The organism is Leifsonia sp., assembly GCF_051955155.1.
Taxonomy (GTDB): Bacteria; Actinomycetota; Actinomycetes; order Actinomycetales; family Microbacteriaceae; genus Leifsonia.
Map to the genome: position 1 here is coordinate 1 of NZ_JBQCGZ010000157.1, position 14,588 is coordinate 14,588.

At 71.6% G+C, this 14,588-nt stretch carries 15 protein-coding genes, 1 tRNA gene and 1 pseudogene; 5 read left to right on the forward strand and 12 right to left on the reverse strand.

Annotated elements, in window-relative coordinates:
• From ACTHMF_RS16995 to ACTHMF_RS17020, 6 genes and pseudogenes are all read right to left on the reverse strand, one after another.
• Nucleotides 1-114: pseudogene (locus ACTHMF_RS16995) on the reverse strand (50S ribosomal protein L11); the annotation flags it as partial.
• A gap of 103 nt (nucleotides 115-217) precedes the next feature.
• Nucleotides 218-1,138 carry a transcription termination/antitermination protein NusG gene (gene nusG / locus ACTHMF_RS17000; RefSeq protein ID WP_314149170.1) on the reverse strand — a complete coding sequence of 307 codons (921 nt, stop codon included), beginning with the start codon at nucleotides 1,136-1,138 and terminating at the stop codon, nucleotides 218-220.
• A gap of 52 nt (nucleotides 1,139-1,190) precedes the next feature.
• On the reverse strand, nucleotides 1,191-1,463 hold the full coding sequence (gene secE / locus ACTHMF_RS17005; RefSeq protein ID WP_314149169.1) for a preprotein translocase subunit SecE: 273 nt from the start codon (nucleotides 1,461-1,463) through the stop codon (nucleotides 1,191-1,193).
• Between the two features lie 42 nt (nucleotides 1,464-1,505).
• Nucleotides 1,506-1,578, reverse strand: a tRNA-Trp gene (locus ACTHMF_RS17010).
• 295 nt (nucleotides 1,579-1,873) lie between these two features.
• Nucleotides 1,874-2,551, reverse strand: a complete 678-nt coding sequence (locus ACTHMF_RS17015; RefSeq protein WP_314149168.1) for a response regulator transcription factor — start codon at nucleotides 2,549-2,551, stop codon at nucleotides 1,874-1,876.
• Nucleotides 2,552-2,555: 4 nt separating this feature from the next.
• Nucleotides 2,556-3,770 (reverse strand): ATP-binding protein, encoded by a 1,215-nt coding sequence (locus ACTHMF_RS17020; protein WP_440319226.1) that lies wholly within the window; start codon nucleotides 3,768-3,770, stop codon nucleotides 2,556-2,558.
• 116 nt (nucleotides 3,771-3,886) lie between these two features.
• Here ACTHMF_RS17020 and ACTHMF_RS17025 point away from each other — a divergent pair, with 116 nt between their 5' ends.
• From ACTHMF_RS17025 to ACTHMF_RS17035, 3 genes are all read left to right on the forward strand, one after another.
• A complete protein-coding gene (locus ACTHMF_RS17025) occupies nucleotides 3,887-5,476 on the forward strand; it encodes a PspC domain-containing protein (RefSeq protein ID WP_440319228.1) in 1,590 nt (529 codons plus the stop codon).
• Between the two features lie 11 nt (nucleotides 5,477-5,487).
• Nucleotides 5,488-5,895 carry a hypothetical protein gene (locus tag ACTHMF_RS17030; protein WP_440319230.1) on the forward strand — a complete coding sequence of 136 codons (408 nt, stop codon included), beginning with the start codon at nucleotides 5,488-5,490 and terminating at the stop codon, nucleotides 5,893-5,895.
• 103 nt (nucleotides 5,896-5,998) lie between these two features.
• The gene (locus ACTHMF_RS17035) at nucleotides 5,999-8,125 is read left to right on the forward strand and encodes a RecQ family ATP-dependent DNA helicase (RefSeq protein WP_440319232.1); all 2,127 of its coding nucleotides are present in this window, start codon (nucleotides 5,999-6,001) and stop codon (nucleotides 8,123-8,125) included.
• A gap of 26 nt (nucleotides 8,126-8,151) precedes the next feature.
• On the opposite strand, the gene ACTHMF_RS17040 is transcribed toward ACTHMF_RS17035, so the two are convergent.
• Nucleotides 8,152-9,177, reverse strand: a complete 1,026-nt coding sequence (locus ACTHMF_RS17040; RefSeq protein ID WP_440319234.1) for a DMT family transporter — start codon at nucleotides 9,175-9,177, stop codon at nucleotides 8,152-8,154.
• A 71-nt stretch (nucleotides 9,178-9,248) separates the two neighbouring features.
• Here ACTHMF_RS17040 and ACTHMF_RS17045 point away from each other — a divergent pair, with 71 nt between their 5' ends.
• Nucleotides 9,249-9,812 carry a CGNR zinc finger domain-containing protein gene (locus ACTHMF_RS17045; protein ID WP_440319236.1) on the forward strand — a complete coding sequence of 188 codons (564 nt, stop codon included), beginning with the start codon at nucleotides 9,249-9,251 and terminating at the stop codon, nucleotides 9,810-9,812.
• Here the strand turns inward: ACTHMF_RS17045 and ACTHMF_RS17050 are convergent.
• The 4 genes from ACTHMF_RS17050 to ACTHMF_RS17065 form a co-directional block, all read right to left on the reverse strand.
• Nucleotides 9,809-10,552 carry a hypothetical protein gene (locus tag ACTHMF_RS17050; protein WP_440319238.1) on the reverse strand — a complete coding sequence of 248 codons (744 nt, stop codon included), beginning with the start codon at nucleotides 10,550-10,552 and terminating at the stop codon, nucleotides 9,809-9,811. The two genes, ACTHMF_RS17045 and ACTHMF_RS17050, sit on opposite strands and share 4 nt — an antisense overlap.
• Before the next feature lie 66 nt (nucleotides 10,553-10,618).
• Nucleotides 10,619-11,755 (reverse strand): UDP-N-acetylmuramate dehydrogenase, encoded by a 1,137-nt coding sequence (locus ACTHMF_RS17055; RefSeq protein WP_440319240.1) that lies wholly within the window; start codon nucleotides 11,753-11,755, stop codon nucleotides 10,619-10,621.
• A complete protein-coding gene (locus ACTHMF_RS17060; RefSeq protein WP_314148518.1) occupies nucleotides 11,752-12,180 on the reverse strand; it encodes a MaoC family dehydratase in 429 nt (142 codons plus the stop codon). The genes ACTHMF_RS17055 and ACTHMF_RS17060 overlap by 4 nt, the downstream gene beginning before the upstream one ends.
• Nucleotides 12,180-12,626, reverse strand: a complete 447-nt coding sequence (locus ACTHMF_RS17065) for a MaoC family dehydratase N-terminal domain-containing protein (RefSeq protein WP_440319242.1) — start codon at nucleotides 12,624-12,626, stop codon at nucleotides 12,180-12,182. The genes ACTHMF_RS17060 and ACTHMF_RS17065 overlap by 1 nt, the downstream gene beginning before the upstream one ends.
• 784 nt (nucleotides 12,627-13,410) lie before the next feature.
• Here ACTHMF_RS17065 and ACTHMF_RS17070 point away from each other — a divergent pair.
• A complete protein-coding gene (locus ACTHMF_RS17070) occupies nucleotides 13,411-13,761 on the forward strand; it encodes a hypothetical protein (protein WP_440319244.1) in 351 nt (116 codons plus the stop codon).
• Between the two features lie 236 nt (nucleotides 13,762-13,997).
• On the opposite strand, the gene ACTHMF_RS17075 is transcribed toward ACTHMF_RS17070, so the two are convergent.
• The coding region (locus ACTHMF_RS17075; protein WP_440319246.1) for a hypothetical protein at nucleotides 13,998-14,588 on the reverse strand (591 nt) is incomplete at its 5' end.

Below are 14,588 nucleotides of genomic sequence, written 5' to 3' on the forward strand. Positions count from 1 at the left end.
CATGATGTTCACGCCGTGCTGACCCAGGGCCGGGCCGATCGGCGGGGCCGGGTTGGCGGCGCCGGCGTTGATCTGAAGCTTGATCAGACCGGTGACCTTCTTCTTCGGTGCCATGTCTCTTCCTTCTTTGTGTATTCGAGCCGGCGGAACGCGTTCCGCGCCGCTCTCCCGGTTTCTCGGCCCTTCCGAGATCCGGTGATCTAGAAATCCGTGGGGGTCAGAGCTTCGTGACCTGGTCGAAGCTGAGCTCGACCGGCGTCTCGCGCTCGAAGAGCGAGACGAGGACGGTGAGCTTGCCGCTCTCCGGCTTGATCTCGCTGATCGATCCGGGCAGGCCCGCGAACGAGCCTTCCTTGATCGTGATGGTCTCGCCGATCTCGAAGTCGACCTCGGCGGGGATGACGCGCGCTGCGGCCTTCTGGCCCTTCGCGGCGCCCTTCGCCGGAGCGGCCTCGACCTGCACGAGGCTCTTCAGCATCGAGAAGGCCTCTTCGAAGCGCAGCGGGGTGGGGTTGTGGGCGTTGCCGACGAAGCCGGTCACACCGGGGGTGTGCCGCACGACGGACCAGCTGTCCTCGTTGAGGTCCATGCGCACCAGCACGTAGCCGGGGATGCGCACTCGGTTGACCATCTTGCGCTGGCCGTTCTTGATCTCGACCACGTCCTCCATCGGGACCTGGACCTCGAAGATGAAGTCCTCCATGTTCATCGAGACCATGCGGTTCTCGATGTTGGACTTCACCCGGCGCTCGAAACCGGCGTAGGAGTGGATGACGTACCACTTGCCGATCTTGGAGCGCAGCTCGGCGCGGAACTCCTCGTACGGGTCGGCTGCGACCTCGTCCTCGTCCTCGACGGCCTCGGCAGCGGCCTCCGCCTCCTCGGCGGAGTCGACCTCGAGGGCCTCGTCGACGGCACGGTCGGCCTCGGGGTCGACGGCCTCCGCCATCGCGTCCAGCACGGCGTCGAGGTCGATCTCGGTGCCGTCCTCGGCCACGACGTGGAGGGCCTCGTGCTCGGCCGCGTCGACGGACTCCTCGTCGCGTGCCAGCACGTTGCCGGTCTGCGCCTCGTCGTCTTCGGAGGACTGCTCGGCAGCGGTCGCCCAGTCCACGTCGTCGCGATTCGTCTCAGACACTGAATTCATTCCATTTCTGTCGGGGAGGCCTGACGGCCAGGTCGGCGGGTGGTTACTTCGGGTTGCCGAAGACCCAGACCACGCCCAGACCGAACACCCAGTCGAGCAGGGACACAAGGGCCATCATGATCACAACGAAGACGAGCACGACTCCCGTGTAGCTCAGGAGCTCCTTGCGCGTCGGCGTGACGACCTTCTTCAGCTCGCCGATGACCTGCCGGATGAACAGGGCGATCCGCGCGAACGGGTTGCGCCGTGCGGCGCGCTCCTTCTTCGCGTTGGCGACGATCTCCTCGCTCGGCTCGTCGATTACCTTTCGGGCCACCTCGTTACACCTTTCGTGGACCGGCATCGGAATGCCGGTTTGCAGGGCGGACAGGAATCGAACCTGCAACCTGCGGTTTTGGAGACCGCTGCTCTGCCAATTGAGCTACCGCCCTAGGGAGACGAACTGCGAAGCTCTTCGTTTCTTCCTCGGTCAAGGCTAACCGATCGCGTATCCGAATGCGTCGGATGCGCTCGGCCAGCAGGGCGGTCCCTGCCGTCGCCCGAACCAAAAAAAGGCGCAGAAAAGCTTGGCAGATTCAACCACCTCGTCCAGTGTACGGGACACCCGACCGCACCGCCAAACCGCGGCGCGGACCAGGCGTCGAGTACGCAGAGAATCCGCGGACTCGACTGTTTCGGGGCTATTTTCTGCGTACTCGACGGCGGGGCGACGCCGAACGGACTCGACTAGAGGAGTTTGCGCTCCAGCGCCCACGCGGTGAGCTCGTGCCTGGACGACAGCTGCAGCTTCCGCAGCACCGCGGAGACGTGCGTCTCCACGGTCTTGATGGAGATGAACAGCTCCGCCGCGACCTCCTTGTACGCGTAGCCGCGGGCGATCAGGCGCATGACCTCGCGCTCGCGCGCGGACAGCCGGTCCAGCTCGTCCGTGGTCTCGGCCTGCTCGCCCGCCGCGGCGCCGAACGCGTCGAGCACGAAGCCGGCCAGCTTCGGCGAGAACACCGCGTCGCCGCCCGCCACCGCGACGACGGCGTCGCTCACCTGGCCGCCGGAGCTGCCCTTGGTGAGATATCCGCGCGCGCCGGCCCGGATGACCCCCACGACGTCCTCCGCGGCGTCGGAGACGCTGAGCGCCAGGAACCGCGTCGCAGGGCACTGCGGCGCCGTGCGGCGCGCGACCTCCGCCCCGCCGCCTCCGGCCCCGCCCGGCAGGTGCACGTCCAGCAGCACGACGTCCGGCTTCGCCTCCAGGATCGCGGCGACGGCCCCGTCCACGTCCGCGGCCTCCGCGACCACCGCGAGCCGGTCGTCGAGGTCGGCCTTGAGCCCGGAGCGGAAGATCGAGTGGTCGTCGATGATCGCGACCGTGATCGGTCGCGGGGAAGCCGCGTTCTGGTCGGTCATGGTCTCATTCTTGCTCGGTCGGCAGCTCGATGCTCAGGTGGACCTCCGTGCCGGTCTCGCGCGCGGTGACGGTGGCCGTTCCTCCCGCCCTCCGCATCCGGCCGAGGATGGACTCGCGCACGCCGAGCCGCCCCTCCGGCAGCGCGTCGACGTCGAAGCCGGGACCGCGGTCGCGCACGAACACGTCGGCGGAGCCCGTCCCCGCCTCGACGTACACGGAGACCTCTCCCCCGGCATGCCGCGCGGCGTTCAGCATGGCCTCGCGCGCGGCGGCGCCGAGCTCGTTCGGGGCGTGCCTGACCGGCTCGCCGACCGACACGATGTCGAAGTGGACGGCGTGGTCGACCTCGAGCGCCGCCGCCACCTCGCGCAGCTCGGTCGCCAGGTCGCCGCCCTCCGCCTCGGGCGCGTGCGCTGCGTCGGCGTACAGCCAGTCGCGCAGCTCGCGCTCCTGCGCCCTGGCGATGCGGCCGACCTCGCTGGAGGCGCCCGCGCGGTTCTGGATGAGGGCGAGGGTCTGCAGCACGGAGTCGTGCAGGTGCGCCGCCATCTCGGCGCGCTGCTCCTCCTTGATGCGCGCGGTGCGCTCGGAGATCAGTTCGCGCCAGAGCCGGAGCGCCCACGGGGCCACCAGCACGGCGGCGCCCGCGAAGGTCGCCGCGATGATCGCGAGCCAGAGCCCGCCGGAGGACGCGCCGCCCTGCAGCACGCTGAGCGCGAGCGCGACCAGGACCAGGAACGCGCCGGCGGACATCCGGAACGCCGTCGCGGAGAGCGGGGCCGGCGCCTGCGCCTCCTGGTCCATCAGCTGGTCCCACGCCACGGCGGCGACGACGAGGAGGATCGCGGTCACGAGAGCGCCGATCCCCGGCCCGACGGAGCCGGCGGCGACGAGCACGATGGACGCGACTCCCGCCGCCGCGCCTCCCGCGGCCAGCACCCAGGGCACGTTGACCAGGCGCGTGACCCGCTCGTCCGGCTCCTCCGGGGTGACCGGCCGCAGCGGTGTGAGCGCCCAGAGCCAGAGGTAGAAGAGGACGCCGGCGCCGCTCAGCAGCGACGTGCCGATCAGCACCCACCGGACGGCGGCGACGGGCCAGCCGAGGTGGTCGGCGAGCGCGACGCTGACCCCGCCGACGACGCACGCCCTCGGGCGCGCGAGCGGAGGCCGCTCTGCGCGCTGCGCGCGGGCGGCCGGGGCCGCATCGGGGGAGGTCATGTCCAGAATCCAAGCAGACCGCGGGCTCCCCCGACAGCGTTGCCGTGCCGAATCAGGGTCCGCTCAGGGTGTCACCGGATATCGCGGCGACCCCGCGGGGCGGCAGGATTCTGAACATGTCACAGAACGGCTCGACACCTCCCCCGTACGGCGGACCGCAGACCGGGTTCGCCGGGCGCGGAACGCGCTTCTTCGACTGGATGCGCAGCATCGGCGTCGTGCGCGCCGACGGCTGGCTCGGCGGCGTGTGCGCGGGCATCGCCTACCGCATCGGCATCGACCCGCTGATCGTGCGCGGGATCGCCGTCGTCGCCGGCATCCTCGGCGCTCCGGTCCTGCTGCTCTACGCGGTCGCGTGGGCGCTGCTGCCCGACCGCGACGGCCGCATCCACCTGCAGCGCCTCTTCGACGGCGAGTTCGAGCCCCCGATCGTGGCGATCGGCGTGATGCTCGTCCTCTCGCTGCTGCCGTGGACCGGCGGGTTCTGGTGGTCCGGCTGGCCCTTCGGGCATGATCCGGGCTGGGGCGACGTCGTCGGCAGGATCCTGTGGACGCTGATCGTGCTCGGCGCCGCCGCCGCGCTGATCGTGCTCGCGGTGCGCAATTCGGGGACGGCGAGCGGGGGGACGGCGCAGCGGACGGGCGCGCCGGCCGCGCCGCAGTCGGCCGCGCAGGCCGCGAGCGGGCCCGCTGCGGGTGCCGCGGGCGCGGCGGCCGGCGCCGCTGGGACCACGGTGCCGGAGCCGGCGCCGGGCGCGGTGGGCGCCGTGAGCGCCGCGACGGCCGGCGCAGCGAGTGCGCCCGCCTCGCCCGAGCCTCCCGTGCTGGACATCGCGGCCGAGCCCACCGCTCCCCCCGCGCCGTCCGTCGGCGCCTCCCCGCAGGACGTCGCGGACTGGCGCGAGCGCCAGGCGCAGTGGAAGGCCGATCACGCCCAGTGGAAGCAGCGGCTCGAAGCGGACATGCGCGCCGTCAAGGCGCAGCGGTCGGCCGAGATGCGCAGCGCCGCCGCCGCGGCCACCGCAGAGGCGGACGCCAGGCGGGCGGCCTACCGTGCGGCCAACCCGCGCGTCGGCGCCGCGATCGGCTGGCTGGCCGTCGGCGTCGCGCTGGTCGCCGGGTCGCTCACCGCCGCCCTGTGGGGGCCACTCACGGGCATCCAGAGCTACACGTTCACCGCCGCCCTCGCCGCGGCCACCGCCGTCTTCGGCCTCACCGTCCTCATCGCCGGCCTCGCACGCCGCCGCAGCGGCTTCCTGATCTTCCTCGGGATGTTCCTGGCGGTCTGCACGGCGATCTCGGCCCTGGTCCCCGCGACCGTCCGCTTCGACGGCGCTGGCGTGGTGATCGGCGGGACGCTCGCGGTGACGCCGTCGGCAGGCGCGAGCTACGCGCAGGGCTGGGGCGAGACGACGATCGACCTGAGCAGGGCGGTGACCGCGCCCGGCACGCCCGTCGTCAACCTGGCGAAGGGCAGGGGCGCGACGACCGTCCTGGTCCCGGAGGACGCGACCATCCGGCTGCAGGCCGCGACGCCGTCCACGGTGACGGTGCTCGAACCGGGCGCGGCGGCGCAGACGTACACCTGCGACGTCGACGTCGAGGACTGCGACACGAACGTGACGATCGGCCCGTCGGGAACGGTGGACGCGGTGGTCAGGGTCGCCCAGATCGACGAGCTCACGATCCAGCGGGTCGAGAAGTGAAGGACGAGGACATGACGGACACGAACGACACCGGCGACACGCGGCCGACGACGCCGCTGGAGGAGGTCTCGGCCACCGCGCCGACCGAGCGCATCGAGGCGGACAGCGGCGCTCCGGCTGAGCCGTGGCTGGCCGCGCCGGCCACGAGCGCGCCAGCGGCGACGATTCAGAGCGGGCACCCGCCCATCCGCTGGGGAGGCGTGGTGTGGGGGCTCATCCTGCTGGCCTTCTCCGCCCTGATCCTGCTGCTCGTGTCGTCCCCCGCGCGTCTCGCCGCGACCGTCGAGTGGTTCTCCGCGCTCACCCCCGGCACGGCCTGGGCGCTGTGGATCGGCGTGGTCGGCCTCATCATCGCCGTCTCCGCCGTGCTCGGGGCGGTGAACGCGAGCCAGCGACGCCGCCGCCGGCACCCCGCCTGATCGCGGGCGCGACACTTCCCCACAGCCCCGGGCGGCGCGTCGGTTCTCCACCGATTCGCCGCCCGGGGCTTCCGCCGTCGGACGCCTCTGGAACGATGGCTGCATGAGCACCACCGGCACCATCCCCTCCACCGACGCCACTCGAGAGCGCGCGCTCGCCCGCCTCCGCGACCTCGTGGGGCGGCCGGACGCCGACTTCCACGACGGCCAGTTCGAGGCGATCAGCGCCCTCGTCGACGATCGCAGGAGGACGCTGGTCGTCCAGCGCACGGGCTGGGGCAAGTCAGCGGTGTACTTCGTCGCCACGCTGCTGCTGCGGGAGCGGGGCGCCGGCCCGACCATCCTGGTCTCTCCGCTGCTCGCTCTCATGCGCGATCAGGTCGCCGCCGCCGAGCGCGCGGGCGTTCGGGCCCTCACGATCAACTCCGCCAACCGCCACGAGTGGGACGACGTGATCGCGCGGCTGCGGGAGGACACGGTGGACGTGCTGCTCGTGTCCCCGGAACGCCTGAACAACCCGGAGTTCCGCGACCAGCACCTGCCCGCGCTCGTCGATCGGGCGGGGCTGCTCGTGATCGACGAGGCGCACTGCATCTCCGACTGGGGCCACGACTTCCGGCCCGACTACCGCCGGCTGCGCGACCTCGTGGCGGCCCTGCCCGACGGCGTCCCGGTCCTGGCGACCACCGCGACGGCGAACGAACGCGTCGTCGCGGACGTCGCCGAGCAGCTCGGCGGCTCGGCGACGGGCCACGCCGACGTGACGACGATCCGCGGTCCGCTCGCCCGGCGCTCGCTCCGGCTCGGCGTGCTGCGCCTGCCGGACGCCACCGCCCGGCTCGCGTGGCTCGTGAGCAACCTGGACGCGCTGCCCGGCAGCGGGATCGTCTACACGCTGACCGTGTCGGCGGCGGAGGACACCGCCCGCGTACTCCGCCAGGCCGGTCACGAGGCGTTCGCCTACACGGGCCAGACCGACACATCCGAGCGCGAGGAGCTGGAGGACAAGCTCAAGCGCAACGAGGTGAAGGCTCTGGTCGCGACGAGCGCGCTCGGCATGGGCTTCGACAAGCCGGACCTCGGGTTCGTCGTGCACGTCGGAGCCCCCTCCTCCCCCGTCGCCTACTACCCGCCGGTCGGTCGCGCGGGACGCGCGACCGAGAACGCCGACGTGCTGCTGCTGCCGGGGCCGGAGGATCAGGCGATCTGGCAGTACTTCGCGACGGCGTCGATGCCCTCCGAGGAGAAGGCGGACGCACTGCTCGCGGCGCTCACCGATTCCCCGCAGTCGACGCAGGCGCTGGAGAGCCGCGTCGACCTGAAGAAGACGACCCTCGAACTGCTGCTCAAGGTGCTCGACGTCGACGGCGCCGTGCGGCGCGTGTCCGGCGGCTGGGTGGCGACCGGTCGGCCGTGGACGTACGACCGGGAGCGCTACGAGCGCATCGCCGCCGCGCGGGAGGCGGAGCAGCAGTCGATGATCGCGTACGAGCGCACCACGGACTGCCGCATGCAGTTCCTCCAGCTCGCGCTCGATGACCCCGAGGCGCGCCCGTGCGGCCGCTGCGACTCGTGCGCCGGCGCGTGGTACCCGTCGGCGATCGGCGAGGAGGCCAGCGGAGCGGTCTCCGCCCAGCTCAGCAAGGCGGGCGTCGCGATCGACCCGCGCAAGCTCTGGCCGACCGGAGCCGACCGGCTGGGCGTTCCGGTCAAGGGACGCATCCCCGCGGAGGAGCAGCCTGAGCCCGGGCGCGCGCTCGCGCGGCTCACCGATCTCGGCTGGGGCAATCGCCTGCGCGAGCTGTTCGCCCCGGGATCGGAGGATGCGGCCTGCCCTCCGGACGTCGTGCGCGCGTGCGTCACCGTGCTGGCGGAGTGGGGCTGGGAGCGCAGGCCCGTCGCGGTGGTGTCGGTCCCGTCCCGGCGGCGCCCGGTGTTCACGGAGAGCCTCGCGCGAGCCCTCGCCAAGATCGGGCGGCTGCCGTACCTCGGTGCGCTCGCGTACCGCGGGGCGGGACCGAGCGGCGGCCCCGGCGGCAACAGCGCCTTCCGGCTGGCCGGGGTGTGGGACGTGTTCGACGCCGGCGCGCTGGGCGTCCCCGCCGGCGAGCCGGTGCTGCTGGTGGACGACATCGTGGACAGCCGCTGGACGATCACCGTGGCCGGCCGCGAACTCCGCCGCGCGGGCGCGGGTGCGGTGCTCCCGTTCGCGGCTGCCCTCCAGGCCTGAGCCGTACTGCGCCGGCGCCGTCGAGGTCAGGTGCGCGGCGACTCGGACCCGCGAGCGGGACCGACCGGCGTCGTGCTGTGGGAAGGAACATCCCTCGGTTCCGGCGCTCCGGCCTCGGGGAGGGGGCCGGGCTCGGTGAGGGCGCGGTCGGCCTTCTCCGCCCGGACGAGCGCGATCCCGCCGAGGATGAGCACGCCGCCGAGCAGCTGCAGCGGCTGCAGGCTCTCGCCGAGCAGCAGCCACGCGTACAGGGTCGCGGCGACCACCTCGAGCAGGCCGGTGAACGAAGCGAGCCGCGAGCCGAGGATCTCGGTCGCCGTGATGCTGGACGCGTAGGCGATCGCCGTCGCGAACACGCCGACCACGAGCACGGGCACCCACCACGGCACCGCTGTGCCGAGCAGGGCGACGTCGGTGAGGCGGACGGTGAACGGCAGCAGGCCGGTCGCGCCGACGGCGGCCAGCGCGAGTCCGCCGATCAGCAGTCCGCCGCAGGCCAGGGCGACCGGCGGCAGCCCGTCGCTCGGCCGGGCGGCGATCACGTAGAAGACCGCACAGCCGACCATCGCCGCGATCGCGAGCGCGAGGCCGATCGCGTCGAACGGCTGGTCGCCGCTCGGCGACACCACCAGGACCAGCCCGGCGACCGCCACCACGGAGCCGACCAGCACCACCGGCTTCGGCGTGCGCCGCGACCGCACCCACACGAAGGCCACCAGCAGGATCGGAGCCAGGTACTCCACCAGGATCGCCGTGCTCACCGCGATGCGCTGGATGGCCGCGAAGTAGAGCACCTGCGTTCCGGCGACGCCGATCGTCGCCATCCCGAGGATCCGCCAGCGGCCGCGCCACACCGCGCGCCAGCGGCCGCGCACCGCGAACAGCGCGAACGGGAGCAGGACGATTCCTCCGGTCAGCGCGCGGACGGTCACCGCGGCGACCGGCGACCAGCCGCTCTCCAGCAGGGGCTTCACGAACGCGCCGGACATCCCGAAGGTGGCCGCGGCGAGCAGCGCGACGAGGAAGCCGACGGAGAGCGGTGGACGCCGCATGAGAGCCTCCCTGTCAGGGTCTAGCGGAAGAATGATCCTGACGCTAGTCTCGTCGAGAGTAAGGAGTCAACTTGCATTTTGCCCCTGACACTGAGGACGCGCTCGACTTCGCGGTCGTGCTCTGCAACACCGTGCCCGGAGCGTCGCGCAGCGGCGAGGACGAGCTGGCGACCCCGGAGCAGCTCGTTCAGCTGCTGACCGCGAACCACTACTCCGGCAGGGTCGACGGAGACGCGGCAGAGCTGCGGGAGGTGCACGACACCCGGGACCGGCTCCGCCGCGCGTGGGCTCTTCCCCGCGACGACGCGGCGCTGGAGGTGAACGCGATGCTCGCCGACGCCCACGCGCTCCCCTATCTGATGCGGCACGACGGCTCCGATTGGCACCTGCACGCGACCGCGCAGGATGCTCCGCTCGCCGAGCGCATCCGGGTCGAGATCGCGCTCGCCCTGGTGGACGTGATCCGCTCCGACGAGACGGGCCGCCTCCGGGTGTGTGCGGCCGACGATTGCACCGGGCTGCTGCTCGACCTTTCGCGCAACGGCTCGAAGCGGTTCTGCAGCGTCCGCTGCGGCAACCGGATGAACATGGTCGCCTTCCGGGCCCGCAAGGAGGCGGCTCGCGACGCCGATTAGAGGAAGTCGCCCCCGCCGAAGTCGCCGCCTCCGAAGTCGCCGAAGCCTCCGCCGGCGTCCCAGCCGCCGGCGTCCCAGCCGCCCGCGTCGCCGCCGGAGCCCTCCCAGCCGCCCGCGTCCGCACCTGCGGCCTCGACGCCTCCGGCGTCGCCGCTGCCGGCGTCGCCGGAGCCGGAGTCCGCCCCGGCACCGTCCGTGCCCGCGCCGTCGGCCCCTCCGCCGTCCGCGCCGGCCTGGTCGGCCCCCGGCGCGGGGAGGAACGCGCTGACGAGCGCCGAGCCGATGACGTAACCGGCGACGCTGCCGAGCAGCGAGCTCGCCACCATCCCGCCGAAGCCCATCCCGCCCGGACGGCCGGCACCGCCCGCACCGAACGCGCCAGCGGCACCGCCCGCCCCGCCGAACGAACGCTCGAGGGTTCCGGGGCGGCGCAGCTCGGCGCGGGTGGCCGACTGCGCGAGCGAGCGCGGGTCGTCCGCGCGCGGCTGCTCGCCGGCGGGTGCGTTCTCGCTCAGCTGGCGGAAGACCAGGGCCCGCTGCTCGGGCGTCAGCTGGGCGAACGCCTCCTCGTGCACCTGCTCGATGGTCTCGGGCGGCGCCGTGCGCAGCAGGTAGCGGTAGCGCTCGACGGCGATCTCGTCGTCGCTGCGCGCGGCCGGCTGCTGCCGGGGCTGGTCGTTCTGGATCGGGGCGGACGGGCGCGGTTCTTCGCGGCCCAGGAGGCGATCGAGGAATCCCATGACGGGAGCGTAGGGGCGCTGCGTGAGAATCCTCTCAGAAGCAGCCGCCGGTTCGCCGACAGCGGCTCAGAGCGTGACGCCGACGAGGATCGGCTCCGGACGCAGCAGCACGCCGAACTCGGACTGCACGCGCGCCTGGATGAAGGACGCGAGCTGGCCGACGTCCGCCGCCGTCGCGTTGCCGCGGTTGACGATCGCGAGCGTGTGCTTCGACGACACCGCCGCCCCCGATCCCGGGAGCGCGAACCCGCGGCGGATGCCCGCGTTCTCGATCAGCCACGCGGCGGACAGCTTCACCTCGTACGGGCCGCCGGCGAGCGGCGGGATGTCCATCGGGTGCACCCCGCCGGGTCCGAGGCCGATCACGGTGTCCGGCTCCGGCGGGCTGACCGGCCAGCGCGGCGCGTTCGCCGGCAGGCCGCGCGCGAAGCTCTCCGAGACGATCGGGTTGGTGAAGAAGCTGCCGGCGCTCACCGAGTCCGGGTCGTCCGGGTCGAGCACCATCCCCTTGGACGAGCGCAGCGCGAGCACCGCCCTGCGCAGCTCGGCGACCGGGACGCGGCTGCCGAGCGGGACGCCGAGCGAGTCGGCGAGCTGGGCGTACCGGATCGGCTCGCTGAGCGGGGCGCCGAGGCCGCCGGGGACGGTGTTGTCGGCGAGCTCGATGTCGACGGAGAGGACGACGCCGAGCAGCCCGCGCTTCAGCACCGACGTGCGGTAGCCGAGGCCGAGGTCGCGCTTCGTGAGCGTGCGCACCTCGCCGCCGGCGTAGTCGAGGAACTCGACGCCGAGCAGCACGGACTCGATCTCCTGGCCGTAGGCGCCGATGTTCTGCACGGGAGCCGCGCCGGTCGAGCCGGGGATGCCGGAGAGGGCCTCGATGCCCGCCCAGCCGTTGCGCACGGCGAGCGCGACCAGGTCGTCCCAGGGCTCCCCTGCCTGCACGCGCAGCCGGACCCGCGACTCCGGAGCGGGCAGCCGCTCCACCCCGCGGGTCACGACGCGGATGACGGTGCCTTCGAAGCCGTCGTCGCCCGCGATGGTGTTCGAGCCGCCGCCGAGCAGGAGCCAGTCGTCGCCCGTCGCCCAGGTCTCGAGCGCCGTCGCGATCAGCGCGTCCCGGTCGGCAGGGGCGACGAGGTCGTCCGGTACGCCGCCGACGCGCATCGTGGTGAGGGCGGAGAGGGCGGGGATGTCCGTCATCGCTCGAACGAGACCCGCACCTGGGCCTTGCCGAGCACGGTCTCGCCGTTGAACGTCGTGGTCAGGTCGATGCGGGCGACGCGCGCCTCCGCATCCAGCTGGCCGACCTTCGCGGTGACCGACACGGTGGCCCCGGCCTCGGGGTCGACGACGACCGGGCGCGTGAAGCGCACCTGGTAGTCGGAGACCCGCGCGGGATCGCCCGCCCAGTCGACGACCGGCTGCACCGAGACGCCCATCGTGAGCATCCCGTGCGCGATCACGCCCGGCAGGCCGACCGAGGTGGCGACGTCGTCGCGGTAGTGGATGGGGTTGAAGTCGCCGGACGCGCCCGCGTAGCGGACGAGGGCGTCGCGCGTGAACGCGAAGTCGCGCTCCGCGACGACGTCGCCGACGGTCAGGCTGTCGAACTCGGGTGCGGCCATCACTCGTCTCCTCGCACGACCAGGGTGGAGATCGCGGTGACGACGTGCTCGCCGTCCGCGTCCACGATCACGGACTCCGCGGTCACCATCGAGTGCGCACCGAGGGACTTCACGGCGGTGACGGTGAGGGTGGCGGTCAGCTCGTCCCCGGCGACGACGGGCCGCGAGAACGTGAAGCGCTGGTCGCCGTGCACGACGCGGCTGAAGTCGATGCCCGCCTCCGGGTCGGCGAGCAGCTGGTCGAGCGTGAGCTGCTGGACGACGACGGGGAACGTCGGCGGCGCCACCAGGTCGGCGTGCCCCGCGGCGCGCGCGGCGTCGACGTCGAAGCTGATCGGCGATGTCGCGAACACCGCGCTGGCGAACTCGCGGATCTTCTCGCGGCCGACCAGGTACGGAGCCGTGGGCGGGAAGCTGCGCCCCTTGAGGTCTGGATTCACTGGCACCCGACGATTCTACGCAGGGCGCGGCGCGGCCCCCGGGAACGAGGAAGACCCCCGGCGCACACGCCGGGGGTCTTCGAAGCTTCGGTCAGCTGGCTACTACTGGCAGCTGTCGCACTGCAGCAGGTCCATCGGGTCGACGGGAACCGCGTAGCCGCCAACGCTGTCGTTTTCGTAGTCCATGATGGCCTCCCCTGAAGTCTAGGTTTCCTCCGCGTTCCGCGGTGTTCCATCACTATATAACCCGAATGACAGGATTGTCATTCCACTAGATGTAGTGGTTCGGGACTTTTTTCGCATCCCCTGCGGACACCCTTGAATTTACGCGGAACTGACAGCTCGCACGAGATTTGACTTTCCCCTCACCATTGATGACATTTCTCGCAGTTGACCGGCGAATTCGCGCTCATTCGCGCAAACGTGACATCAAGGTCACCGTCAGTCCCCGCTCTCGACCGAGGCGGCCAGAGCCGCGGTGCGTCCGTGCCACTACGGCGTGTCGTCGGCGTGTCGAGTCGTCCGCTTATGGAACGCCGTCGCCAAAGCGGAGTCAGGAAGCGTCGGATCCGCGGTTGCCTCGCGCCCATCCGGAGCTTTTCGCGCCTCAAGCCGTGAGCCTCGTCCGAAGTCGACTGGCACATCTTCGCCACCGAAATCGAGACCGGTATCTCCCGAGCTCTCAAGCACACTGCCGGTAGTCGGGCGAGACAGTGTCACCCTGCTCGAAGCGTGGGCACACGGCCCCCGCACGCTGCACGGGTTCTACACGCACGGCTTCCCGAACCTCATGCAGCTGGGCGCCCTCCAAAACGCAAATGCCGTCAACTTCGTCCACATCCTGGAACGCCAGGCGGAGCACATCGCCGCGGTGATCGCTCGCAGCTACGAGGTCGGGGCGATGCGCGTCGAGCCGACAGCCGAAGCGGAGGACACGTGTGTAAGGACCGTCCATGCGACCTCGCCGGACATGCGCGCCTTTGCGGCCGCCTGCACTCCGGGCTACTACGACGGCGAAGGCACCGCCTCAGCGACCAGCGTGACGTTCAGCCCGGGCCCTATCGTGTTCCACCGCCTGCTCGAAGGTGGCATGGGCGATGTCCTTGTGAAAACGGAAGAGCTAGCCGCTATCGGGAGCTGACAGGACCAGGATCACCCCGCGAGGTCCCACCGAGTAACTACTGGGTACTTGCCCGCTCATCCTTGTGGCAAACCTTCTGCCCCGCTGCGAGCGCGCCGAAGCGGTTGAAGCCGGCGGCGTCATCGACACCGGGGGCTTCAACCGCCGCTCGTCCTGCGAGCCGAAGGCTCGGGTATCGCCGGTTGAATGCGCGAAGCGACGCCCCGCCGCTCGCAAACCCGCGACCTGCGTGGGCGTCAGGACCGGCGCGCCAGTTCAATACGCGCAGCCGAATCGACTAACGCGTCAGCGAATCGACGGCGCGCCGCCCTGGAATCGCGCTCGGTCGGTGTCTCCATCAGCCGTGTCGAGAGCGACCCCCATCCGTCCCCTCGCATCAAGTCGTGGAACCAGCTTTCGATGCATTCGACAGCAGCGTCGAGGGAGCCCAGCTCGTCCTGCTCCCTGTTCCTCTCCAACATGATGCGTGAGCGTAGACGCGGGTGGCTGGGATGTTCGACGGTCCAGACAAGGAGAGTGCCTTCGGTCTTGGGTTCGGAGTTGCGCAGTCGAGTGCCGACCGGGAAGTAGAGAGTCACGCACTCTGCGATTCGCTCAGCGACGTTGCCTTGAATCGGACCGCCGGGATACTCGCTCGCCTCGCTGAACTGCTCCACGAACTCTGCGAAGCGGGTCAGCTTGGGCTTCTCACGATGCTGCGCTTCGAATGCACGACGGAGAGTGCGGGAGTTGCGCAACGCCAGAAACACTGCAATGTACCGGTCTCCGATATCAGGCCGCACATCGCACGCTGCGAGGTACACGTCGGGTCGTTCCGCCACATCGGT

Coding starts and splice junctions, on each gene's coding strand:
- ACTHMF_RS17060 (WP_314148518.1), bottom strand. CDS start 12,180: ATGGCCGCACCCGAGTTCGACAGCCTGACCGTCGGCGACGTCGTCGCG.
- ACTHMF_RS17025 (WP_440319228.1), top strand. CDS start 3,887: ATGTCACAGAACGGCTCGACACCTCCCCCGTACGGCGGACCGCAGACC.
- ACTHMF_RS17040 (WP_440319234.1), bottom strand. CDS start 9,177: ATGCGGCGTCCACCGCTCTCCGTCGGCTTCCTCGTCGCGCTGCTCGCC.
- ACTHMF_RS17020 (WP_440319226.1), bottom strand. CDS start 3,770: ATGACCTCCCCCGATGCGGCCCCGGCCGCCCGCGCGCAGCGCGCAGAG.
- ACTHMF_RS17030 (WP_440319230.1), top strand. CDS start 5,488: ATGACGGACACGAACGACACCGGCGACACGCGGCCGACGACGCCGCTG.
- ACTHMF_RS17070 (WP_440319244.1), top strand. CDS start 13,411: ATGCAGCTGGGCGCCCTCCAAAACGCAAATGCCGTCAACTTCGTCCAC.
- ACTHMF_RS17050 (WP_440319238.1), bottom strand. CDS start 10,552: ATGGGATTCCTCGATCGCCTCCTGGGCCGCGAAGAACCGCGCCCGTCC.
- ACTHMF_RS17015 (WP_314149168.1), bottom strand. CDS start 2,551: ATGACCGACCAGAACGCGGCTTCCCCGCGACCGATCACGGTCGCGATC.
- ACTHMF_RS17035 (WP_440319232.1), top strand. CDS start 5,999: ATGAGCACCACCGGCACCATCCCCTCCACCGACGCCACTCGAGAGCGC.
- ACTHMF_RS17055 (WP_440319240.1), bottom strand. CDS start 11,755: ATGACGGACATCCCCGCCCTCTCCGCCCTCACCACGATGCGCGTCGGC.